General features: G+C 35.3%; 16 protein-coding genes. 5 read left to right on the top strand and 11 right to left on the bottom strand.

Going from position 1 to position 24689, the window contains the following annotated elements:
* Window positions 1-13: 13 nt before the first annotated feature.
* The 3 genes from BLQ00_RS09235 to BLQ00_RS09225 form a co-directional block, all read right to left on the bottom strand.
* Entirely contained in the window at window positions 14-5227 is a 5214-nt protein-coding gene (locus tag BLQ00_RS09235; RefSeq protein WP_093143455.1) for an Ig-like domain-containing protein, read from the bottom strand.
* A gap of 1046 nt (window positions 5228-6273) precedes the next feature.
* The gene (locus BLQ00_RS09230) at window positions 6274-9831 is read right to left on the bottom strand and encodes an ABC transporter permease/M1 family aminopeptidase (RefSeq protein ID WP_093143453.1); all 3558 of its coding nucleotides are present in this window, start codon (window positions 9829-9831) and stop codon (window positions 6274-6276) included.
* Between the two features lie 6 nt (window positions 9832-9837).
* On the bottom strand, window positions 9838-10722 hold the full coding sequence (locus BLQ00_RS09225; RefSeq protein ID WP_093143451.1) for an ABC transporter ATP-binding protein: 885 nt from the start codon (window positions 10720-10722) through the stop codon (window positions 9838-9840).
* 227 nt (window positions 10723-10949) lie between these two features.
* On the opposite strand from BLQ00_RS09225, the gene BLQ00_RS09220 reads away from it, so the two are divergent.
* Both BLQ00_RS09220 and BLQ00_RS09215 read left to right on the top strand, forming a co-directional pair.
* Entirely contained in the window at window positions 10950-12077 is a 1128-nt protein-coding gene (locus tag BLQ00_RS09220; RefSeq protein ID WP_093143448.1) for a sensor histidine kinase, read from the top strand.
* Window positions 12070-12765 carry a LytR/AlgR family response regulator transcription factor gene (locus BLQ00_RS09215; protein WP_093143444.1) on the top strand — a complete coding sequence of 232 codons (696 nt, stop codon included), beginning with the start codon at window positions 12070-12072 and terminating at the stop codon, window positions 12763-12765. Before BLQ00_RS09220 ends, BLQ00_RS09215 begins: the two co-directional genes overlap by 8 nt.
* Window positions 12766-13151: 386 nt before the next feature.
* Here the strand turns inward: BLQ00_RS09215 and BLQ00_RS09210 are convergent, their stop codons facing one another.
* The 8 genes from BLQ00_RS09210 to BLQ00_RS09175 all read right to left on the bottom strand — a co-directional run bounded on the left by BLQ00_RS09210 (window position 13152) and on the right by BLQ00_RS09175 (window position 20590).
* On the bottom strand, window positions 13152-14111 hold the full coding sequence (locus BLQ00_RS09210; protein WP_175445431.1) for a TIGR03571 family LLM class oxidoreductase: 960 nt from the start codon (window positions 14109-14111) through the stop codon (window positions 13152-13154).
* A 56-nt stretch (window positions 14112-14167) separates the two neighbouring features.
* Window positions 14168-15109, bottom strand: a complete 942-nt coding sequence (locus tag BLQ00_RS09205) for an aldo/keto reductase (protein ID WP_308425265.1) — start codon at window positions 15107-15109, stop codon at window positions 14168-14170.
* Between the two features lie 8 nt (window positions 15110-15117).
* Window positions 15118-16326, bottom strand: a complete 1209-nt coding sequence (locus BLQ00_RS09200; RefSeq protein WP_093143441.1) for an MFS transporter — start codon at window positions 16324-16326, stop codon at window positions 15118-15120.
* A gap of 26 nt (window positions 16327-16352) precedes the next feature.
* A complete protein-coding gene (locus tag BLQ00_RS09195; RefSeq protein ID WP_093143440.1) occupies window positions 16353-17291 on the bottom strand; it encodes a cyclase family protein in 939 nt (312 codons plus the stop codon).
* A 123-nt stretch (window positions 17292-17414) separates the two neighbouring features.
* Window positions 17415-18512, bottom strand: coding sequence for an L-dopachrome tautomerase-related protein (locus BLQ00_RS09190; protein ID WP_093143439.1), 1098 nt, complete (start codon window positions 18510-18512; stop codon window positions 17415-17417).
* A gap of 31 nt (window positions 18513-18543) precedes the next feature.
* A complete protein-coding gene (locus BLQ00_RS09185; RefSeq protein WP_093143438.1) occupies window positions 18544-19026 on the bottom strand; it encodes a cupin domain-containing protein in 483 nt (160 codons plus the stop codon).
* A gap of 118 nt (window positions 19027-19144) precedes the next feature.
* Window positions 19145-19717, bottom strand: coding sequence for a Crp/Fnr family transcriptional regulator (locus BLQ00_RS09180; RefSeq protein ID WP_093143437.1), 573 nt, complete (start codon window positions 19715-19717; stop codon window positions 19145-19147).
* Window positions 19718-20119: 402 nt separating this feature from the next.
* Window positions 20120-20590 (bottom strand): Lrp/AsnC family transcriptional regulator, encoded by a 471-nt coding sequence (locus BLQ00_RS09175; protein WP_093143436.1) that lies wholly within the window; start codon window positions 20588-20590, stop codon window positions 20120-20122.
* 343 nt (window positions 20591-20933) lie between these two features.
* Here BLQ00_RS09175 and BLQ00_RS09170 point away from each other — a divergent pair, with 343 nt between their 5' ends.
* The 3 genes from BLQ00_RS09170 (at window position 20934) to BLQ00_RS09160 (ending at window position 24689) form a co-directional block, all read left to right on the top strand.
* Complete coding sequence (locus BLQ00_RS09170) at window positions 20934-22220, top strand: hypothetical protein (protein ID WP_139149381.1); 1287 nt, start codon at window positions 20934-20936, stop codon at window positions 22218-22220.
* 68 nt (window positions 22221-22288) lie between these two features.
* Window positions 22289-23566: a 4-aminobutyrate--2-oxoglutarate transaminase gene (gene gabT, locus BLQ00_RS09165; RefSeq protein ID WP_093143963.1), complete on the top strand. Its 1278-nt coding sequence runs from the start codon at window positions 22289-22291 to the stop codon at window positions 23564-23566.
* A gap of 67 nt (window positions 23567-23633) precedes the next feature.
* Window positions 23634-24689: a cyclase family protein gene (locus BLQ00_RS09160; RefSeq protein WP_217629427.1), complete on the top strand. Its 1056-nt coding sequence runs from the start codon at window positions 23634-23636 to the stop codon at window positions 24687-24689.

Raw genomic sequence — 24689 nt, 5'->3', positions numbered from 1 at the left:
TGTCTTATTAAAATTATCTACTTAGGTATAAGCGTCCACTTTGTGGCTCGGTTATTCCGTCGTTTACATTGAGAATATAGAAGTAAACTCCTACTGGTAAATTCCCCTTGTTTAGTACTCCAGATTGATTGGAAGTACCGTCAAATCGTGAGGTATTTGCATTCCCCATATATACCAAACTACCATAGCGATTGTAAATCTCCATTGTAAAGTTTGGAAATAAGAAGTCAAGATTGTCAATATCGAATGTATCGTTTGTACCATCTCCGTTGGGAGAAAAACCATCTGGGACTGTAAATCCTAAACAGCCTGTAAGATCTACGGTTACTGGCAAACGCACACTACTTTCACATCCTAAGGCTACATTTAATAGGGCAGCATAATAAGTTGTGTTATTTTCTAATACAGTTGTTAGCGTCAATAGGTTCCCTTCAGTTTCATCGTCGTACCAATTAATCACATACTCTTGGTTGGATGCTTCCATAACATTTTCTGAAAGTGTATCCAAGGTAGGACGTTCGTTGATACAGTATGTAACACCCTCGTCAATTAATGTAGGTGTTGGTGCATCTGAAACAGTTACGGTTACTTCTGAACGTTGCGATGATTCACAACCAGAGCTGTTGGTCTGACTAGAAAAATAGTCTTCTCCATCTACTAAAGGTGTTGTAAGATCTAATGGTGTCGTATCGTCAAGTTCATTGTACCATGTAATATTGCTTCCTGAAACAGTTCCGAAAAGGTCTGCAACCGTAGGATTTTCCGAAGCACAAAAAGAAATTGTCGCTTGCACTACAGTAGGCTCTGGACTGTTATTTACCGTTATATTAATTTGAGCGGAAGCATCGCCCGTACAAGGTGCTGTTGCAAGCACTGTATAGGTATAAATCCCTGCGGTATCTACGGTAGGATCAAATATCCCTGAACCGCTTGCCAGTACTGGAAACCAAGTTCCTGTCGCATCTGGAGTTCCTTCTAATACATCGAATAAATTAACCGGTCCATCTACCACACATAAAGAAGCAGCGGTACTAATTCCGGCGTTTGGAGACGAAGTAACTGCGATTGTTACAGTACTGCTATCGCTGCTACATGTATTTGAAATTGAATAGGTATACACGCCTTCATCATCTAAAATTGGATCGAAAACTGAAGTTCCACTCGCTAAAGCTGGACTCCATGTTCCACCTGTATCGGCAGCTCCTAGAAGTGTAAATAAATCGATAGGAGCGTTGGTATCACAAATATCAAGTGTAGCATTTGTTCCTGCGGAAACTGCATCTTGAACCGTTACAGTAATTGTAGTAGAAGCATCAACACAAGGAGGCGTTCCTGCTACAAAATAAGTAAAAGTATACGTCCCTGCTGAAACTTGCGAAGCATCAAAAATGTTTGCTGTTAAAGCACCTGTTCCGTCGGTATCTTGCCACACACCTGAAGCATCTTGCGATCCATCCAAGCCTGTATTTAAATCTACCGTAGTATTATCGGTACAAACCGTTACTGGAGGTACTACTGCAACTCCAGAATTTGGAGATTCATTAATATGAACTAAAACAGCAGTCCGCACAGACGATTCACATCCGTTGGCTGTTGTTTGTGTTACATAATAGGTTGTATCTGTTGTTAAAGGTGTTGTTCCTGCCAATGGAATAGAAGCGGTTAAACTGTCGTACCAAAGTAGGGCAGTACCCGTAGCTTCTAAATTGCTAACCGTTGCCGAATCACAGAAATCTTGTGGTGATGGCGCGGTTGGTGCAGCACTATCGCTAATGGTTATTGTAACCGTTACCGCATCGTCTGAACACGTACCTGTTCCAAGAACGGTATACGTGAAATTATAAACGCCCACTGTTAGGGCTGTAAGATCTACAGTACTTCCCGTTAAGGCCCCTGAAGCATCATCGTCATTCCATGTTCCGCCAGTATCGTTTCCAGCTATTTGTGAAAACAAGTCGATGGTTGGGTTGTTTGGAATTTCAACCATACAAAGAGCAACGTTTGTCGCTGTTCCTGCGTTTGCTGCATTTTCAATTGTAATTGGAACCGTTGTCGCACTTTCACAACCTTCCGAAGAGATAATACTATAGGTAAAATTATACGTTCCAACAGTGAGTGCGGTTAAATCGACCATACTTCCTGTTAAAGCTCCTGTAGCATCATCGTCATTCCATGTTCCGCCAGCATCATTTCCAGAAAGCTGTCCGAATAAATCGAGTGGTGAATTTGCGCCTAAATCGTCTTCACAAACTACAAAAGGAGTTGCTGTTCCTGTTTCAGGCGATTCGTTTAGTTCAATTTGAACTGTAACCGGACTGTCTGAACAACTACCAATTGCTGGAACAGCATAGGTATAATTAAAAGTTCCGAAGCCAAGCGTTGTTAGATCGATTGGGTTGGTAGCAACTGTACCCGAAGTATTTGTTCCTTCGTACCACGTTCCGTTTAAATCTTGTGATCCATCTAATAAATCGAACAAATCGAAAGGGGAGTTGGCCCCAATTTCATCTTCACAAAGTTGCAATGGATCTAATGCAACTCCTGTATTTGGTGATTCTACTACTGTAATCGTAATAGTTTCCGAAGCATCACAACTTCCCGTTACTATGGTATAGGTAAATGTATAAGGACTCCCTGCAACAGTAAATCCTGAAATATCTATTGGATTAGTAACTACCGTTCCTGAAGCATCTGTCCAAACACCACCGTTGTTGTCTTGAGAACCGTCTAAGGCATCAAACAAATCGAATGGGGAGTTGGCAGCTAAATCTGCTTCACAGAAAATGGTCGGAATTGCAGTACCGGCATTTGGTGCTTCAACAATCGTAATTTGAACCGTGGTAGGGGCATCTGAACAGCTTCCGATATTTGGAACTGAATACGTAAAGAAATGTGTACCTACAGCTAAGGTTGTTAAGTCGATAGGATTGGTAACTGCCGTTCCTGACGTATTAGAACCTTCATACCAAGTACCGTTCATATCTTGTGATCCATCTAATAAAGTAAACAAATCGAACGGTGAATTTGCTGAAAGATCGTCAAAGCAGATATCAATAGGAGGTAAGGCCTCTCCTGAATTTGGAGAAGGAAGTACTGAAATCGTAATCGTTTCCGAAGCATCACAACTTCCCGTTACAATGGTATAGGTAAATGTATAAGGACTCCCTGCAACAGTAAATCCTGAAATATCTATTGGATTGGTAACTACCGTTCCTGAAGCATCCGTCCAAATACCACCGTTGTTATCTTGAGAACCGTCTAAGGCATCAAATAAATCGAAAGGGGAGTTGGCTGCTACATCATTCTCACAAAAAATGGTCGGAATGGCGGTTCCTGCATTTGGTGCTTCTGTAATATTTATTTGAACCGTAGTAGGCGCATCTGAACAGCTTCCGATATTTGGAACTGAATACGTAAAGAAATGTGTACCTACAGCTAAGGTTGTTAAGTCGATAGGATTGGTAACTGCCGTTCCTGATGCATTGGAACCTTCATACCAAGTACCGTTCATGTCTTGTGATCCATCTAATAAAGTAAACAAATCGAACGGTGAATTTGCTGAAAGATCGTCAAAGCAGATATCAATAGGAGGTAAGGCCTCTCCTGAATTTGGAGACGGAAGTACTGAAATTGTAATCGTTTCCGAAGCTTCACAAGTACCATTATTGAGGGTATATATAAAGGTATAAGGACTCCCTGCAACTGTAAATGTTGTAATGTCTATTGGATTGGTAACTGCCGTTCCTGAAGCATCCGTCCAAACTCCTCCATTATCTTGTGTACCGTCTAAAGCATCAAACAAGTTGAAAGGGGAGTTGGCTGCTAAGTCATTTTCACAGAAAACAGCATTGATAGCATTTCCTGGATTCGGTTCTGGTAAAATGATAATTTGAACCGTAGTCGTTTCTTCTGGGCAAGGACTTGGAGCTGCATTTTGAGTATATGTAAAATTATACGTTCCTGCGGTATATCCCGTTAAATCGATAGGTGATGTAATTACTGTTCCACCACTTGTAGTACCCGTGGTCCAAGTACCATTAAGGTCGTACCCTTCTAATAGAGTAAACAAATCGAAGTCTGAAGGAAGGTCAGTTTCACAAAATGTTGCCGGATTTAATCCTGAAGGCGTTCCTGATGAAAGTAATTCAGAAATCAATATAGTTACAGTACTCATCCCTGAAGGACAGGTGCCTGAAGCTTCAACAGTATAAATAAAAGTATGAATACCAGGATTTAATGTGCTGATATTTACAGTTCCTAAGTGTCCGTTTTGTGTAGGTAACGGTCCTGTCCATGAGCCTGTTGTATCTGGATTATTTCCTAACAATGGAAACAAATCAAAATCATTTGTAGGAACAGCATTCTCACAGTATTCTAAAGAGGCATTAGTTCCAGGATTCACAGGATCGTCTAAAATAACCAATACAGCTACTAAATCACTGTCACAAAAAATACCTTCCGCCTGAATATAATAGGTATTCCCATCTATTAAAGGAGTTGTACCGTCTAACGAAGGATCTATAGGATCGCCATTGGTATCGATATCGTCATACCAATTAAAGGCCAGTGTGGTTCCAGGATCTAAGTTTGCAACGGTAGGATTTGTATCGCTACAAAAATGTTGTTCTAATGGAGGTGTAGGTGTCGCAGGCGCTGAAAACGTAGCGGTACTACCAAATTCTATCTGACTTCTACAGCCTGCAAGGTCTTCAAAAACAATATAGAAATTGGAGGTTCCCGTTAAAACAGTCGCTGGATTTGCCTGATTTGTCAACGCTAAATTGGTGTATACAACTGCAGCACCACCAGGAGGTGTGTTTGGAGCAAGTACTTCATCAATATAGGTTTGTACGGTCGGATTTTCATTATCACAGAAAATACCGTCCAGGTTCTGACCTGTAGGATCTACTACAAAATCTACCACTAACGAACTTCTTGTACCACAAGTACCAGCACTATTGTCTGCATAATAAGTACCTTCTCTAAGAAGTTGTGTATCTACATATTTGGTTCCACCAGTAGGAGCGTCGTACCAATCTAGTCCGGCACCTAAGTCTGTAGCATATGTATCTAAATGAATAATTCGTAATCCTGCGGCATCACAGATTACGGGATTAGGATTTGTAATGGGCGGACATTGCGCTAACATGTTTGATGTAAATCCGAAAAATACAATAAAACAAGCCACAGCAATCCTAAGATGCTTGCGAGGGGCGGTTATAAGCATAAATAATCAGTTTAGGTTAAGTTTTGATTTCTTGGGGGAAACCTTTTAGTTTTAATTTTTTTAATATTTGTACGAATTGAAATGTTAAATTGCTTGTAAATATAGGTAAACGGTAGTTAATTCTCGATAAAAAGCAATAAATTTATTTTTATGCTCAGAATAAAAGGAAGTAATAACTTGATTTATTGGTATTTAATTAGAAATAGTGAGTTTTTGAAGTAGAGTGTTAAAATATTCTATTTTACATAATATAAATTATAGTACAAATGTATTGTTTTGTCAATAAGAGTGGTTTATCCATTTGATAGCTATAATTAGCCGTTATGTAAAATAGCCGCTACCAAATGCACTTATTGCTTTTTTAAAATATAATTGCTAATGCAATCATTTTTAAAACACTCCCGAAGCTTCGGGACCAGCCGCTTTGCCAGAGCCAAAATAAAAGCTTGCCTTTTTGCTCTTATTAAAAATCGCGTATTCGATAAAATGCACGTCATAAAAAATTTTAGACGATTCTCATGGATTGCCACAAGAGCTTAAAATTACTCTGCGATATAATTTCTGTACACTTGCTCAAATTCTGCAATTATTCAACTTTTTTTGATTTGAGCAGTTAAATAACATTTAGAAATAGAATTTGAAATTGTGACTATTAATGGTTTATTATTATCTTTTTTCCTTGATCTACCTTCGCTGAAAAAGCTTCGGTAGACAAGTTAAAAAAAGAAATCGACGAAGGAGATTCACGAACTCCAATAAAATATTAAGGCGTGAGCTAAACAAAAAATCAAGCCTGCCTGCCGGCAGGCAGGGCTGCATAAAACTTTGGAAACAATTAACGGCTCATTCGCTATATTTTAGTAAACATTGGAACAGATTAAGATTACTTTGAAATCCCTTGTATAATTGAAGTTCTTCAGAAACAGTATTACTAAACCCCTAAAATATACACGCTCATTTCTCCTATTGTTTTAACCACCCCGAAGCATCGGGGTTATGAGGCCAAAGTTATCATCGAAATCCTATTTGTTTTTAGAATTCTTTTGTTAAAACCTAAATATATTATCAACTAAATTCTGATCAGTTCTTGTACCAAAAGGATCAATAGCAATGTAATTGGGAATTTCGTTTACTATAAACTTAACTTCCGTGATTTCGTCGTTAATTTGATTTGACTCATAATGCAGAACAGAACTATCATCTTTAACTAATGATGGATGCGTTGTAAAGACTCCTATTTTAATAGGCTCGTTAATTTCTATTTGGACTGTTTCTCCATTAGCTATCGTTTCAAAACGCTTCGCTTTTATAGTTGCTGAAATCTCATAAGTACCATTTTCTAATGCTTTATAAGAACTCTTCTCAATGCTTAAGTTATACGTTATTACTTTTTTAAACCAATCGTCAATCAAATGATGTTGTTCTTTTGGTGCGACGTTATAAAGTAAATCCAAAAATTCAATAGTATTTGCTTCCAAAGTATTACTGTTTCGATATGTATCTGTTATTGTTTTTAAAACATGATTTACTTGTTCTTCGCCAATAAGGTCTCGTAATGCTAGCATAACGTTTAGTGCTTTTCCATAAGAAATATAACCTTGACCAAGTACTTTATAAACAGGTGGTTCTAGGTCGCTTGCAAAAGATCTTCCTGAAAAATAACGTCTTCTAGCATTTTCACTCAATTCATAGACAGCACGTTTCCCATACATTTTTTCCATAACAACAGCTTCGGTATATTTTGCAAAACCTTCTACAAAAATAGATCCACCTGCGACTGGTTTTGCAGACAACGTATGTCCCCAATATTGATGTGCAACTTCATGAATGGTCCTTTTAGCAACCAAATTGAAAGTTTCTTCGTTTCTAACATCTGCTAAATACAAACGGTCTTCAACCATACTAATCACTCCTGGGTGTGCAAATCCACCAAACGACCAGTGTGACGGAACTTCTGCTATTCTAACATGGTTAAAAGCATAGTCTCCAAAGTTTTCCTCACAATAATTTAAGGTTTGTTTGGCACTATTTTCAATCTCTTCTATATTAAATGCATGTGCTGCATCATAATACTGCTCAATAGAAATGCCTTTGTATTCCACTTTTTTGGTTTTATAGTTGGCTGAAAAATAGGCAATCATTGGTATGACTTTATTCTTGGTTTTATAGTGAAAATAGTTTCTATTATTTTCTGACCATTGTTTTACCAAGTTACCAGAACTCAAAGCCATTTGATTACTACTTGTAGAAACAATGGTTTCGAAGTTTATTTTTTCATTGTTAAAACCTTCAAGAGCAATATGTTCATCTGAAATAATCTCTTCTTCACGCTTTGGTAAATTTCTTTTTTTTCGTTCTACTTTGTTAGTGATTTCCATGCCAGAACTATAACCCAACATAGGCTCAAAATTTCTGTGTGTTATGTAAGTACCATTATTTACAATAGTTTTATTTTCTTCATAACCTTTCAACACATGTTTTAATTTATAACTATAACGTATAGAATCATTGGGCTGTAATGGCTTCTTAAATTGAAATAGATAAACACCATAAGTAGTATCATGCACTATTAAATTTGCATTTTCTATAGTTATAGATTCTAACGGAAGGCGTTCAGTAACAAAAACTTCAGATAAAGGTTTTTCACTTCCGTTTTTCAATATATAATCTGCTTTTATGGAATAGCGTCTTTCTCCAGGAAAAATAGCAACTTCTGTTTTTCTCGATATGGAATATGGTCGCTCTAAATCTCCATACTGTTTGAATTTTTTTTCATACTGTTCTCTAAATTCTAAACTGTTGCCTGTTGTTACATAATCTGAAATGATATTTACATTGTAAAAAATCACACTTCCGAAGCTTAAAAATACTAATATTAAAAATGAAAAGGATACTTTTTGAATCGTTGTACAACCGTTTGTAAATTGCTTGAGTTTCGTTGAAAAGTTAGCCACTACCCCTCTATTCCAAATTTTAAAAGAGACGAATACCAACAACAATCCAAAGGATAACCAATACATAGCTAAATGATTGAATAAACCTAAACCACCATAAAAACCATTCATATTCGTATAGAAAATTCGTGGCATAAACCCAAGGCTTGTTAATGGGTGTTCAAGTCCTAATGCATCAGATTTTATACTTAACAATACAATCAAGCCAAAGATTCCCATACCTAAATACTTACTTTTTGCTAAACTGTTAATAAATAAGGCAATCATACTAAATACAGCAAGTTGCAAGCCGTAATGGTAATACAAAGAGGCATAAAGGCTAAATTCGAAATTGTTATAGTTTAAACCTATTTGAAATATGATGCACATTATAATTCCAGTGGTAATTAGAATAACTGGTAACAATAAAATGGCAAAGAACTTTGAGAGAAAGAACATGCTGTTTTTTGTGGGCACCGCATCTACAATGAGATTAAAGTTTAGGCTACGTTCTTTCCAAACAATTTCAGCACTGTAAAAAATGATTAAAATGAGACTGAAAAGCGTTAACGGATCTACTATTAAACTTATGAGCTGATTTGTAAAAGGATATTGACTCACACCATATTCTCCACCGCTAATAACGGTACTATACAATTCTGAAAATACAATAACTAACCACATTATTAATACGGCTATAAATGGCAAACTTTTAAAAACACCTGTTAACTCTATTTTTAATAAGGATAAAAATGCTAGACACTGCGCTTTAAAATTATGTAGTGTTTGTATAGGTTTATAAGCTATTGATGGCGTGATCTTACTTATAGAATTTTTTGCTTTCTTTACTTTTTTAGTGATTTTTCGAAAAGAAAATAAGCTGTAGGTTCCAAGTAATATTACTAAACCAACGACTATCCAAAGCAATCTATTCCATAAAAACAATCCGGAAAACGATAGTAATTGTGAGTTTTTTTGTAAAGGTGTCCAATATTGTGTTTGCTCAAAAAAAGCAGCCACACCAAAGGGGTCTGCAACTGCTGCTATAGCCATAGCTTCTGGCGAGGCAGGAACAGCTTGTGCTAATAAAGGCGAGTTTAAAAATAGCGAACAAACAAAATATAACATGTAAACAAATACGGCACTTACATACGTTGCTATACTACTTTTTGTTATGGCACTTACAGAAAATATGATAGCTGAACATATAAACAAATTAGGTAAAACAATGTACAGCCATGGTTGAACATAGGTTAGTAATTGAAACTCACCTAAACGTTCTGCATCCAAATCCGAAAAATAGTTTCCAAAGATATACCCTAAAATAAATGGTGTAAACGCTAAAACACTAAATATAAACGTGCCTAAAAACCGGCTCCAGAAGTACTGTGCCTTTTGTATTGAAGAACTGTAAATAAGCGATTCCATATTATGCTGCTTATCGCGAAGCATAGCACTAACGGCAAAGAACATAATTATAAAAACACTCCCTAATGTAAATAAACTGGTATGGAAATACACTTGATAAACTGAATTATAATCAACGCCTGTTGGTGCAAACCCTTGCCTACCAACAAAAATTCCCAAGAATAAAAACAAGATGACAAATATGGGAAATGCGCGCTGTTTTACTTGATAAAAAACTTCAAATTTTAATAATTGCGTAAACATAACTTATTACTTTTTTGTTGGATTATTAAAAAGTGTCGTGAAATAGAAATCTTCTAAATTGGGAGTAATTAATTGAAAACCTTCTTCTGGTTTATTATCAGACAATACTCTTATTTGAGTGTCACCTGCAACTAATTTTGTTGAGATAACATCACATGTGTTTTTATACACGTCAATGTCTTTTTTAGGCACCATCTTTGTCCATATTTTACCTTCAATACGCGCCACTAAATCTTTTGGGTTTCCTTCAGAAATAATTTCGCCATTAGATAATATGGCCATTTTAGGACATAAGTTCCTGACATCTTCAACAATGTGTGTTGATAAAATAACAATAACGTTCTCCCCTATTTCACTTAATAGGTTTAAAAACCGATTGCTTTCTTCAGGGTCTAAACCTGCCGTTGGTTCATCTACAATAATTATTTGTGGATTTCCTAATAAGGCTTGTGCAATACCAAAACGCTGACGCATGCCTCCAGAAAAGGTATAGACCGACTTTTTTCTGTGTTGGTATAAATTAACCTGTTGCAACAAGGCTGTTACTTGTTCTTTACGCTGTTTTTTATCTAATATACCTTTTATAATAGCTAAATGATTGAGTAATTTTTCTGCTGAAATTTTAGGATATACACCAAACTCTTGAGGTAAATACCCTAAATGCTGTCTAATATGTTCAGGCTTTTTTATGATGTCAGATTCATTAAAAGAAATAGTTCCGGAAGTTGGCTCTTGTAATGATGCAATGGTTCGCATTAAGGAAGACTTGCCAGCACCATTTGCGCCTAACAAACCAAACATACCATTGGTGATTTCCAAATTAATGTCGTTTAATGCCTTAACACCATTAGGATAGGTTTTGCTTAAATTATTGATTTGTAATCTGTTCATATCTGTTGATTTTTAATTGATGTCCTGTTTTAGTTTCATTTGAGACAAACATATAATGAAGAGAAAGTCGGTTATAATTAATATGATGTATGGTGTTCGTTTAAGGTCATACACCATGAAAAACTGTATCAATCCTGTTCATGTAAAAAACAATAGTGTTTGTACTAATTATAATAGTGTCTATCAACTTTCTTGTTAATGCATGATTACATACTTACTTTTGCTGTATGGTTGAGTACATCAAAAAATACAGAGCCTTTTTAATTGCGCTAATTATCGTACCCATATTTTATATGTTGGATTATTTTGGTGTCATACTTATTCCTAATGATGATCCACTTGAAGTTATATTAATCACACTATTTTGGTGGTTGGCCATAGCATTACCAATTCATAATTACAACTATTTAAAGCGTCAAGGTGCTACCATACTTAAGGTAATAGTTTTGATTATTCTTTTTAGCGTAGCATTAGGTATAGATATTTTAATGGATATGCCAGATAATCCAGTGACTTTTATACTATTAATGGGGTTTTGGATAGGTGTTGTGTATTTACTGGTTCCTGCATTTATAAAAAAGTACTGGAAACTTATTGCACTTATTTATATACCATTATTTATATATTTTCTTTATTTAAGGTTGTTTTCTGGTGATTTAGAGACCTATTTAGAAATTAAAGAAGATTTTCCTTTCTATATTTTCTTTTTACCCATACCAATTTTGTTTTTCCTTTGGGTTTTTGAACAATGGAAATGGTTTCAAAATTTGAAAAGTGAAAAGTCTCAAGCCGAATTAGCCATGCTGCAGGCACAAATGAACCCACATTTCTTTTTCAATACCTTAAATAATTTATATGCCTTAACCATTAAAAACTCGGAGAAGGCGCCAGAAGTCATTTTAAAATTGTCTGATATGATGCGCTATACTATTTATGAAGGTAAAAAAGACTTTGTTACCATAGGTGAAGAAATAGCTTATTTAAATAATTATATAGAGTTACATAAAATTCGTTATAAAAAAGATGTTGATATTCTGTTTCATTATGATGTGGATACTCATTTAAAAATAAAACCTTTACTATTCATTATCTTGTTAGAAAATGCATTTAAACATGGGGTTGAATCATGGTCTAAAAGCAACGCATACATTCACATATATCTGACTTATACTGATAATTTTGTACAATTTGAAATTGAAAATAATTTCGATGGAACGCATACTAACAACGGTGGAATAGGTCTGGAGAATCTCAAAAGACGATTACAACTAGTGTTTGGAAAAAACTATGCCCTATTAATTAATACAACTCTCAACACCTATAAAGTAACTTTAAAAATACCACCACATGCTTAAGTTTATAATTGTTGACGATGAACCTTTAGCTCATGAAGTAATAACGGAATTATGTAATATGATTCCGCATATAGAACTGGTTCATAATTGTTATAACGCTATGGAAGCTATGCAATTTCTTAATGAAAACAAGGTGGATTTTATGTTTTTAGATATTAACATGCCTAAATTAAAAGGTCTCGACTTCCTAAAAACCTTGAGCCAGCCACCAAAAACGATTATAACTACCGCTTATAAGGAATATGCTTTAGAAAGTTATGAATTAAACGTGGTCGATTACCTTTTAAAACCCTTTAGTTTTGATAGACTGGTAAAAGCCGTAAATAAAGTTTCTGAATCCTCTGCTTTAATAACTACTACAAAAGAAGTTGCTGAAACATCTACGCGATTCTTTGTAAAAGGCGATAAAAAACACCATCAAATAGATTTGAATGATTTGCAATATATTGAAGCTTATGGTAACTACACCAAACTGTTTTTAAAGAATGAAATGATTGTTAGCCACGAAAAAATATCGTACTACGAATCTATTTTAAATAAAGATAATTTTTTAAGAGTTCATAAATCATTTCTTGTTGCTATAGATAAAATTAAACTTATAGAAGGTAATCGTATTTTAATAAACGAGCATAGAATTCCTATTGGACAAACCTACAAGAGTAATGTAAATAAGCTATATAACAGTTAATTACCATTCCACACACATTCCACTTCTCTCCTATCGTCGTTTCGTGTAAAAAGTGTTTCATTAACTTTAGTAAAAGAAGCTCTTGAGAAGAAAACTTTTAAAAGAAAAATCAGCAAATAAAACTATTGCTTTTACCAAAGCAAAGTAACATAATGCTGACCATTATAGAACATTTTATAGTAACTATGCGAATAGCGCTTTTGGGCGATATTTGACATAATTGCAGCTATCGTCTGTCAGGACTATATCGTCAGCTTTTATGTAAAAGCATATTTACGCCTCGTTAGTTCATTGTCGCACCGAAAAAATGATTACCTACACAGAGTTATAAAAACAATACATATGCTATGAACTAAAATGATCTTAGGTTGTTTTCAATTTGTTATTTAAAATTCTGGTAAAACAACATCTTTAATTTTAGCAATAGCTTCACTTACGGGCGTTTCAGATTTTCTGAGGTTTATGGCCATATGGTTAACCCCCACATTTTCATATGCTTTTAAATATTTGGTGAGATGGTTGATGCCCACGGTGCCACCAAAACGTTGTGGTTTAAAAGTCGCATTGTCGTCTTTAGACAGGTTTAAATGTATAGCCGTGATATAAGGTTTTGCGGCTTGGTCTTCATCATACAAAGCATTACACCAGTATTTTCTGTTTTCCAAGGTTTCTGCTACCGGTCTTGGGTAATTGAACCAAGCTTGTGCGTTTTTGGCAATCCAATTAATACTTTGTCCGGAATGACCAGCTACTACAAGCGGAATGTCATTTTTCGGTTTTGGATACACTTCTATGTCACTGCTTAAAAAATCATACTTGGATTTTAAATCGCTATTGGTTTTCCAAGCTTCTTTAATAATGTCAAGATTACTTCGAAAGATTTCAGGGCTTTTTTTATAATCGATATTGTACATCGGGAACTCCACAGGTCTGTCGCCCAAACCTAACCCTAACAAAAGTCTGCCGTCACTTAAATTTTCGATGGTCGCAGCAGCTTTCGCTAACTTTATTGGCTGTTGTAAGGGTAATACAATAGCAGCAGTACCCAACAAAATGTTTTTAGTCGCTGCAGCTAAATAGCCCAAATATGGAAGCGTATCAAACAATTGTGCACCATCGCCAAAATTAGGGTCGTACACAGGAACATCTCGCATCCATAAAGCTGCGAACCCTGCTTCGTCAATTTGTTGTGCCAATGCTAAATGATTGGAAATATCGGGCACGCCAAAAGGTCGGTTGTCTTCCAAACGTTTGCGATTTCCTTCTGATGACCAATCATTGTCTAAAGGAAACTCTATACCCAATGTCATTTTACCTGGTTTGTATAGTTTATCAAATGGATTCATAGTGTGTGTTTTTAAATTCATCAGGTATCTGTCGGGACACCTGATGAATAATGTGATTAAGCATTCCAGATACGATCTGCAGTGTAGGGTCCGTTTTCAACTTCCCAAAATTTACCGTCAATAAAGCGGTGCCCTTTATCCAAATCCTTCAACAACGCCATATCTTCTACTGTAAGCGTATGGTTTAACGTCTCTAGGTTCTGAAGTAATCGTGCTTCATTAATAGATTTAGGAATTACCGCAATGCCTCGTTGCATTGTATATGCCAATGCTACTTGTGCAGGCGACATATGTCTTGCTTCGGCAATGGTTTTTAGGGTGTCATTTTCCAACAAACGTAGTGTGGAATTTTCATCTACAAGCGAACCTAAAGGTGCGTACGCGGTGAGCAGAATATCGTTTTGTACGCAGAATGATTGTAATGTTTCCTGCTGTAAAAACGGATGTATTTCAACCTGATTCATCTCTGGTTGATGTACTGCAGTCGCCATTATTACTTTAAGATGATTTTCATTGAAATTACTCACGCCAATATGCTTTGTAAGTCCTTGCTCTAAAGCAGCTTCCATCCCTTTCCAAGTATTGGTTAATGGTACTTCTGAAAGTGGAATAAAATCAGATGCTTTTTCTGGCATTTCGGTTCCTTTTTTAAGAGCTACTGGCCAATGAATAAGATACAGGTCTAGATAATCTAGTTGTAAATCTTTTAAAGTTTGATTCAACGCGGGAATCACATTCTCTTCACCGTGGGAAGCATTCCATAATTTGGAAGTCACCCATAAATCTTCTCTTGTAACCAAACCTTGTTTTATGGCTTCAGCAATGGCCTTACCCACTTCTTTTTCGTTTCCGTAAGCCGCAGCACAATCGATATGTCTGTATCCCATTTTAATTGCGGAAAGTACAGCATTGTACACTTCATTAGGTTCAGAACGGAACGTCCCTAAGCCTAAAATTGGCATTTCGTCGTTATTTCTAAATTTTAATGTAGTCATCATTATATTATTTATATTTTTTCTTTTTTGAATAAAACTAGGGTCAACAAGAATCCTACGATGACTAACAAACCTCCTACCCAGGGTGTCGCTTCAATACCTAAGCTCGATTCCACGACCATTCCGCCTACATAAGCACCAATAGCGATACCGACGTTAAATGCGGCAATGTTTAAGGCAGATGCTACGTCTTCGGTTCCTGGCAAGTACTTTTCCGCCATTTTCACTACATATAGTTGTAATGCTGGCACGTTTGAAAAAGCAAGTATTCCCATAAAAAATAAGGTTACGATGGCAAAAATCTGACTAGAAGCGGTAAAGTATAAAACAAACAACACTATGGCTTGTAACGCAAACATGACCAATAATGCTTTACCAGGTTTATTATTAGAGACTTTACCACCTATGATATTCCCAATCGCGATGGCAATACCATAAATTAAAAGGAATATACTGGTCATATTTGAAGAGAAACCGGTTACTTCTTCCAATAATGGCGTCAAATAGGTAAAGGTGACAAACGTACCACCATAACCAAATGCGGTAATGGCTAACACCAATAAAATAGAAGGATTTTTAATCACCTTTAATTGGTCTATAAGTCGTAATGGAGCCGATTGTTTTATGTTTTTAGGCACCAAAGCTAAACTAGCTATTGCTCCTACTAATCCTAAAAGGGCAACACCTATAAAAGTAGCTCTCCATCCAAAATTCTGACCGATGTATGTTCCTAAAGGCACACCGGTTACAATAGCCACGGTAAGACCTGCAAACATTATAGAAATTGCAGTTGCTCTTTTATCTTTTGGCACCAAACTAGCTGCAATGGTTGAACCGATAGAGAAAAATACACCGTGAGCAAATCCTGTTACGACTCTTGATAATAGCAACAACTCAAAACTTGGTGAGATAGCCGCTAAACCGTTACCAATGATGAAAAGCAACATAATACCCATTAATAATTGTTTTCTAGGAATTTTACCTGTTAAGGCAGTTAAAATGGGTGCACCAATGGCAACACCAATAGCGTACAGACTAACTAATAATCCTGCTGAGGTTAATGAGGTGCCTAAGTCACTTGCAACGGTAGATAATAAACCTACAATTACAAATTCCGTTGTTCCTATGGCAAATGCACTTATGGTCAATGCCCATAATGCGGCTGGTAGACTTTTCTTTTTGGCTACCGTTGTATCTCTATGTATTGTTGATGTTTCCATAATTTTTTAATTATTTTTTGTAATTGTTATTTAATGGCAACAGGATTTATTTGTACTTGCGTAGAACCTTCATATAAAGGGTGACCTAATACAAAAAGAAATTCCCAAGCTTTATCCTCAACCAACTCATCTACAAGAATGTTTTCCAATACTTGTACACCGTATTCTGTTGCCATCATTTGATTTACAGGGAAAGAAAGTGCGCTGTTTTCGTGTGGTACAGCCTCAAAAGACCAGTTATCTGCACCTGCTGCTACAATTCCTTTTTTACCTAAGTAATGTGCAGCTTCAGTACCAATTCCAGGTCCGCCAGCTAGGTAACGTTTGTCATCTTTACCCATTAATTTTGTCCATCCTGTGTAAAACAGCACTACATCTCCTTTACGAATTTCAACACCTTGTTTTTTGGCTACTTTTTCAATGTCTTCTACTGTAAAAACAGTGCCTTCTTTTACAATATCTTGATTGTAGTAAGAGCGCATATCCAATACAATACCTCTAGTTACAATTGGAGGTAATTTTTCTAGCCCTAATTTTTTTACACCAGAAACGGTTAAAAAATCTTCAACTTTATGTCCGTTGTAGTGCACATTGTCTCTACCGTAATGTGCCAATCCGTTAATTTGAGACCCAACACCTGTCCAACCAATTAATTGGTCATCTACGTAAGTAAATTTGTTAGAACCTGCAGCAGCAGTTTCTGGTTGTAACGTTTCAATATGAAAGTATCTGTGACGGAAAGCTGCGGTTTGTGCATTTACCACCATTCCTAGGCGATATACTTTCCCTTTTTTAACCAATTTTACGGCATCTAAAACCGTTTCTTCATTTAAAAGGTTAAGTGCACCAATTTCATCGTCTGCACCATAAGGTGACGTTGGTACTTGTTGTGCGTTTGTACTTAAAGCAGTAATAAATGTAGCTGCTAATGCAATTTTTTTTAAAGTATTTACTATTGTTTTCATTTTAATATGTTTTTTAATTTCTGATACAAATTTCCGATTAATGCAAGGGGTGTGCGAGGATGTACATCACCATTTTAAAGTGATGTATGTCACACTTAATACTGCTCATACATCACCTTATTTTTAATCTTGAAGCTTCATTTTTAATACCAAATAAGGCGGTTTACTAGCATCTTTCCCTTCATTTAACAAAGGCAAATTGTGAAGCTGATTAGCTACGATATACAAGTAGTTTCCGTGTATCGCAACACCATCGGGCCAAGACAGATCTTTTTTGGATTGCGCAATGGTTTTCATTCCAGCAGTCGTACTTTCTACAATGGCTGAATTTTCAACATCGGTTACATATACTTTTCCGTTTGCACCTACTTTAAATCCGTCAGATTTTGGTTTGTTGGCATAGAACTCAATGTATTTATTCAGTTCGCTATCTTGCTTACTTTCATCCGCTAATACAGCAGAAGGTATGCGGTAAATCTTGGTGTTTCCCATTGCACCATAGTAGATGTAATTGTTTTTGTCATCTATAGAAATTGGGTTTAAAGGATATCTTGGTTGAATAGTAGTGCCGTCTTTTCTTTGGTGAGAGACCAATCTACCGTGAATTTTCACTGGTTCATCAGCAGGTAAAAATGAAGTATTCCCTTCCAAAACACGTCTTATATAACCTGTTTCTAAGTTTATCACGACAAAAGCTGGTGCAATTGGCGGATTTAAAGCATCTGTCATATCTGCAATTACAGCAGTGTTGTTTTTCACATCAATCACAAAATCCTGTAAAAAAGGTTTTGTTGATAATACCGTATTTGGAATAGGAAAAACCTTCGTTACATTACCGGTTACCAAATCAAAACCCACCAATTTTGGAACCTGATTTTGTTTTACGTTACCCATATCCAACACCCAAAGGATTCCGTTAGCATCGGCTTGAATTCCGATAGTTGAATTGATACCTTTTATGCTTCCGTTTTCTGGTTTTACAATCCATTCTTTATCACCAAACGGAATGGCTTCTCCATTAGGCAAAATTTCTTTCACCATATATTTTGAAGCGCTTAAGGCGCTCATTGTTACAAATATTCTTCCGTCATTAGACACCGTTATGTTTCCTGGTCTAGATTCTGGAAATGTTGCTATGGTTTCTAATTGTGCTTGTGCTAATAGTGTAAAATTCATTACAAATGCGAACAAGACTGTTTTTATAATTGTTGCTGTTTTCATCGTTATTGTTTTTAAAATTGAATTGATTTAATTAGTTCTCTAAAAATTTCTTTTGAGTTGATGGGTCTACCCAGATAACATCGCTTGGGTCTCTGGCAATGGCATCAAAAACGAGCACGTCTAACGGACCTTCTATAATTTTTCCGTTACCGTGTGCTGTACCTTTGCCCCAAAACAATAAGTCGCCTTTTCCTGCAACAACAGGACCTTTATCGGCTACGTAAAATTCTGCTTTGCCATTTAAAATGTAGAGGTAGGCATCAGATTTTGCGTGGTAGTGCATAGGTACTTCGTCATACAACCTAAAGATTCTTACACCTGCGTGTTCGCGGTCTATTAATTTGATATCTTTAATGATTCCGTTATGATTTTTTGGGAGTAGCGTTACGTATTCATCAATGTTGATAATACCGTAAGAGTTACCCATTGAAGGTCTTTTGCCTTCTTGCGCATAGGAACTAAAACCTATGGCAATAATTGTAAATAATAGAAAAAGTGTTCTTGTAGTTTTCATAGTACATTGTATTTAATTGTTCGATACAAAATTCTATGAAAACCAAGATGTGTGCGAGGACATACATCACGGATTTTTTGTGATGTATATCAATCTTGAAAAGTGATTTAGGTCACTTTTAGCTGTTAAAGCGACTTAAAGTTTCTCTGGATACGCCTAAATAGGAAGCGATTAATTTTTTAGGAACGCGTTGTATTAATTTTGGAAGTTTGTTCAATAGGTACTCATACCTACTTTCTGCGGTCATCGTAAGCAATGAAAGGATTCTTTGTTGCAGATTTATATAACCGTTGTTAGATTTAATTCTGAAGAAGTTGGCAACAGCAGGTACTTCAAAACAAATCTTTTCTCTGTTCTCTAAGGATAAACAGAAAAACTCGGAATCTTCAAGACAATCCACAAAAATAGTCCCAGGTTCTTGATGCTGAAAAGCACAGTGATCACTTACCCAATAGTTTTCCATAGCAAACTGAAGAATATGTTCTTTACCTTTTTCATCTATGGAATACGCTTTTACCAAGCCTTTAATAATCCAATATTCAAAAGCTACAGGTTGCCCAACTTGTATTAAGAATTGGTGTTTTTTAAGACTTTTAAATTCAAAGTGCGATTGTATAAAGTCCCACTCATCATCGGTTAAAGAAACGATTTCTTCAAAATGTTGTCTTAGTAAATGAAGTTTTTCTTTCATAAAGTAAAAATACTTTTCTTTAATTTATAACCAAATAAAAATAATAATGCTTCTAGAGGATAAATAAATCGTCGGGTAGTTAATAATTCTTCCATTTACTTTATAAGAAGAATGTTAAAAAAAATCAAAGTACTCTACCAATTTATTTTACACACAAATGCATAGCACTCATGAGCTCCTTAATTTTAAATAGAAATTTGGCGAATAATTATCCATTGCTTGGCCAAAGCCAAAATAAAAGCTTGCTTTTAGATTGTTATCACAATTCTGGTAATTGAGGATTTGTAGTTCGATTTTTTTTACGAGATTCTCGTAGATTGTTATACTTTCAAAATTCTATAGAAATAAAACTGGGGAGTAATTATTTAGAGTTATTGTACTATGCTATAAGTTACTAGTACCCTACTGCCCCCATTTTAGAACATCTAAATACATTGTAATTCGTGATTCATCCATCCCGTCAATATTATTAATGTCATCAATAATATTTAGAAGATGCTCATTATTATGACACATTAAGTTAATCTCAACGTTGTATTTACCTGAGGTAATTGCCAAAAAACTAACTTCAGAAAATTTTGAAATTTGATTTAGGGCTTCTTTCATCTTAGATGCTGGTTTTATCGATAACATAACTCTAACATAGGAGTTCAGTCCTAATTTTTCAGGTTCTGCACGACCTATTATTCGGAGTATTTTTTCATCAATGATTCGATTGTATCTATTTCGTATAGTGCTGACAGCTACATTTAAATCATCAGAAATTTCAGTGAAAGATTTTCGACCATCTTGTTGAAGGTGCTTTATTATTTTATAGTCCAACTCATCAAGCTGTACTTCCATTTGTGGGTCTTCCTTTTTAGTTTTTTCCATAGCTGTAATCGTTTAATTGTAATTAATCACATAGATCTAGTACCTACAATATTAGTTTTTAAAATACAATAATAAGCTTTTTACATGTTGATTTTATTTCCAATAGTGACTTATTCATAATTCATTAACTAAAATCACTTGCCCTTATTTGAGTATCAATAGAAGGAGTAAACTATGTTTTACTAAGCTTTAGACAACATTTAGGCCTCACTGCAACATTGGCAAATATCGCAATAAAAGTATTACAAATTGAAATATTTTGCAGAAATATGATGTGATTATGAAAATAAATGCATATCATTGTTGTGTTACTGATAAATAAACCACCTTAAAACTAATAATTATGAATAAAAAGTTACTTAGAATTATCAAATGTGTAATGTTGTTTTTTTCTTTTTTTATAGGATGGAATAGTTATAGTCAGGAAGATGAACCTGCACAGGAAACTAATAAGGAAGTTGCACCTGTATATGAAGGATTGCAATTGAAGGTTAATGATAGTTGGAAAATTAAATTTTCTGGTCAAATTAATGCGTATTATGTAAATACTGCCCAGAAGGAAGATGAAGAAAACGGAATTGAAAAAGAAAACTTTAACTCAATACAAAATGGAATTAATCAAGCTACTATAGCTTTTAATCCAGTGTACTCTATGAAAAATGGAGGTACTATTTCAGGAACTTTTGATATAGCTTTTGGTCTTACAAATCATGGTGTGGATTCATCTGAACCTGCTGTAACGGGGTTTGGGTATTCATCCGTTGATATTCGTCAAGCTTTTATAAAAGTAACAACACCCAAGTCTGGTTCTTTTGTAATAGGAAAAACGTTTGGAGGTTTTGGTTTAGATGCCTTAATCTATGATGTAAGTATTTTAGGTATTGGAGCGAATTATTCGTATGATAATCCGCAAAACACAACGTTGGCTGGTATTGGCTACGGCTATATATTTGCTGATAAAATTGCTCAAATTAATTACACCACTCCCTCCTTCTTTAACAATACATCTAATTTAACTTTGGGTGTGTACGAACCCTTTGCTACTTCAGATTTTAATGGTGCTTTTGGAGATGCCTTCGGTGTTACCGATAACCCTAATGGTTTAGGATATCAAGGTAAATTTGTTTTTAATAAAACATATGAGAAATCAAATGTATACTTTAGTAGTTCATTTATTTCTCAGGAAGTATCTGATAATAATCAAGACTTAGGACTTAACGGTTTTGGTATAGATGCATTTTTAAAAGTAGGTTTTGGAGGTTTAACGCTTTCTGGATATTATTATACTGCCGATGGTATAGGAGATGCCGGTATCATGTTCGGTCCTGCAATTACTGTAAATTCAGTAGTTGAAACGGTTAAATCTGATGGTTATTATGGCCAAATCACTTACAAATTACCTAAGAATCCAATTACTTTAGGAATAAATTACGGTGCTAGTAGAGTTAAAGATAATATTATAAATAATCGATTAGAATATAGTGATAGTGCAACTAGGTTTACCAATAGTATTTCCTACGCTATCAACTCAAATTTAGTCGCAAAATCGGAATATACGATTCAAGGAAGACACAAGATATTTGCCCCAGAAGCAAATGTGTTTTCATTGGGTGGTTTCTTTCTTTTTTAAAAACCTCTTTAACGAAGTAGTAAACTAATGTGACTGTATTAAAACCGATACAAACAGTATTACATAACATGAAAAAAAATAAGAAACTTCAAGAAAGAAAAGAAATGGCCATTGCAACTGGTCAAAAAAACCTATTCCCAATCTACATTGATAAGGCAATTAATGCTGAAGTATGGGATGTAGAAGGAACTCGTTATATTGATTTTTGTGCTGGTATCGCAGTCACAAATGTTGGGCATGGGCATCCAAAAGTCATGGCTGTTATAAAGGAACAACTAACTAATTTTACACATACATGTGTAATGATTAACCCTTACGAATCAGCCATAGAATTAGCAGAAAAACTAAATGAGTTAGTGCCCATAAAACACGCGAAATCTGTTTTTTTAAATAGTGGCGCTGAAGCCGTAGAAAATGCAATAAAAATAGCCAAAGCGTACACGAAAAGATCTAACATTATTTCTTTTGTGGGTTCGTTTCATGGAAGAACTCATATGTGTTTAGGGTTAACAGGGAAATATTCTCCTTACAAAGAAGGGTTTGGTCCGTTTCCTAATGGAATTTATCACATTCCTTTTCCAAATAAAAACTACGGAATAACTATAGAAGATACTTTAAACACCCTTAAAAGTCTATTTAAAACGACTGTTGTCCCTACTGAAATTGCAGCAATCATTATTGAACCAGTACAAGGTGAAGGAGGCTTTCATAGTGCTCCCAAAGGTTTTATTAAAGAACTTAGAATGCTTTGTGATCAATACGGAATCCTACTTATTTGCGATGAAATTCAAACTGGATTTGCGCGTACAGGTGCTTTTTTTGCTGTGGAACACACAGATGTAGAACCAGACATTATAACCATTGGTAAAGGTTTGGCCAATGGTATTCCACTATCTGCAGTTGTTGGTAAAGAAAAGGTGATGGATGCAGCGAAAAGTCTTGGAGGTACTTTTGGAGGTTCGCCTATTGGTTGCCAATCTGCACTGGCTGTTATCGATATTATAAAAGAAGAACACCTTTGTGAGCGTGCCTTAGAAATAGGAAAAATATGTAGCGATACGCTAAATAAACTTAAAGATATGTTTCCTGAAAAGATTGCTTGTGTTAGAAACTCAGGCGCTATGATTGCTATAGAAATTGTAAACAATGGCAATTTTAATCAACCAGATAGTGACAGTACTAAAAAAATAATAGAAAAATCATCAAACAATGGTCTACTCCTTCTCTCCTGCGGAATGGAAGGTAATATCATTAGGTTATTGCCTCCATTAACAATAGAATTTGAGATTCTAAATGAAGGACTTGATATTCTCAATAAAACGATTATACAATTATTTTCAGAATAAAATTAATAATGAATTACAAACAACTATTTACTAATTAAAATTTTACGTGATGAAAAAAAATGAAAAAATGAAAAGTTCAACAACGAAATCCTCATTGTTAAAAGTAGCTACAACTGCTGGTGTCTTTATGCTACTCTTGCTTTTTAGTACTTCTTTAAGCGCACAGGAAACTACAATGGAAAAAATTCAGAAGGATGCGCCTTCTAATTGGGGGAAATGGGGCTCAGAAGATAAGATAGGAGCTTTAAATTATCTAGATAACGCGCAAACGTTAAGAGGAATAAAAGAAGTTAAAACAGGGAAGCGTTTTACGTTACAATTACCCATGACACATGGTATTGGACCCGTTTTTCCAGGACGTCTTCCAGTAGAACATTTTATGTCTCAAGATGAAAGTACATTCGCTAGTGGGAAAAAAGACCCTTTAGCTGGTGGTATGAAATATTCTGATGATGTTGTGTACATGTATTTGCAAGGAACATCACATGTGGATGCACTTGGACATGCTTGGTATGGAAACCAAATTTATGGAGGAAAGTCAGCAAACAATACCGTAGATGGACATAGTTTTGTTGGTGTTGGTGAATTGGCAAAAAAAGGGATTACAGGTAGAGGAATACTTTTAGATGTGGGAGTTGCTTTAGGTGATGCTAAAGGAAGATTAGCACCCAATACATGCATCACTTTAGATGATCTTAAAGCTGTTGCAAAAAAACAAGGTGTAACTATTGAAAAAAGAGATATTCTAGTCATCCGCACAGGGTCTATGGGACGTTTTTATGACGAAGATGATAAAGAGAATTGGGATGCTTTAACAGAGCCTGGTTTATGTTACAGTAAAGAACTAGTACAGTGGATATACGACATGGAAATTCCTGTAATAGCTTCTGATAATTTAGCTATTGAAAAATCTGTTCAAGAAATTGATGGGGAAACGGCAGTAATTCCTTTACATGGAGCTTTAATTCGTGATTTAGGTGTGGTTCTCACAGAAATTTATTGGTTAGAAGACCTTTCTGAAGACTGCAAAAAAGATAAAAAATACACCTTCTTTTTCACTGCAGCTCCTTTAAAAATGGAAAAAGGTTCTGGATCACCTGTTAACCCTATTGTAATAAAATAA

The sequence above is a fragment of the Ulvibacter litoralis genome, from assembly GCF_900102055.1.
In the GTDB taxonomy this organism is placed as follows: domain Bacteria; phylum Bacteroidota; class Bacteroidia; order Flavobacteriales; family Flavobacteriaceae; genus Ulvibacter; species Ulvibacter litoralis.
The sequence above is the reverse complement of the archived record's forward strand: the minus strand, read 5'-3'. Positions and strand labels throughout refer to the sequence as shown.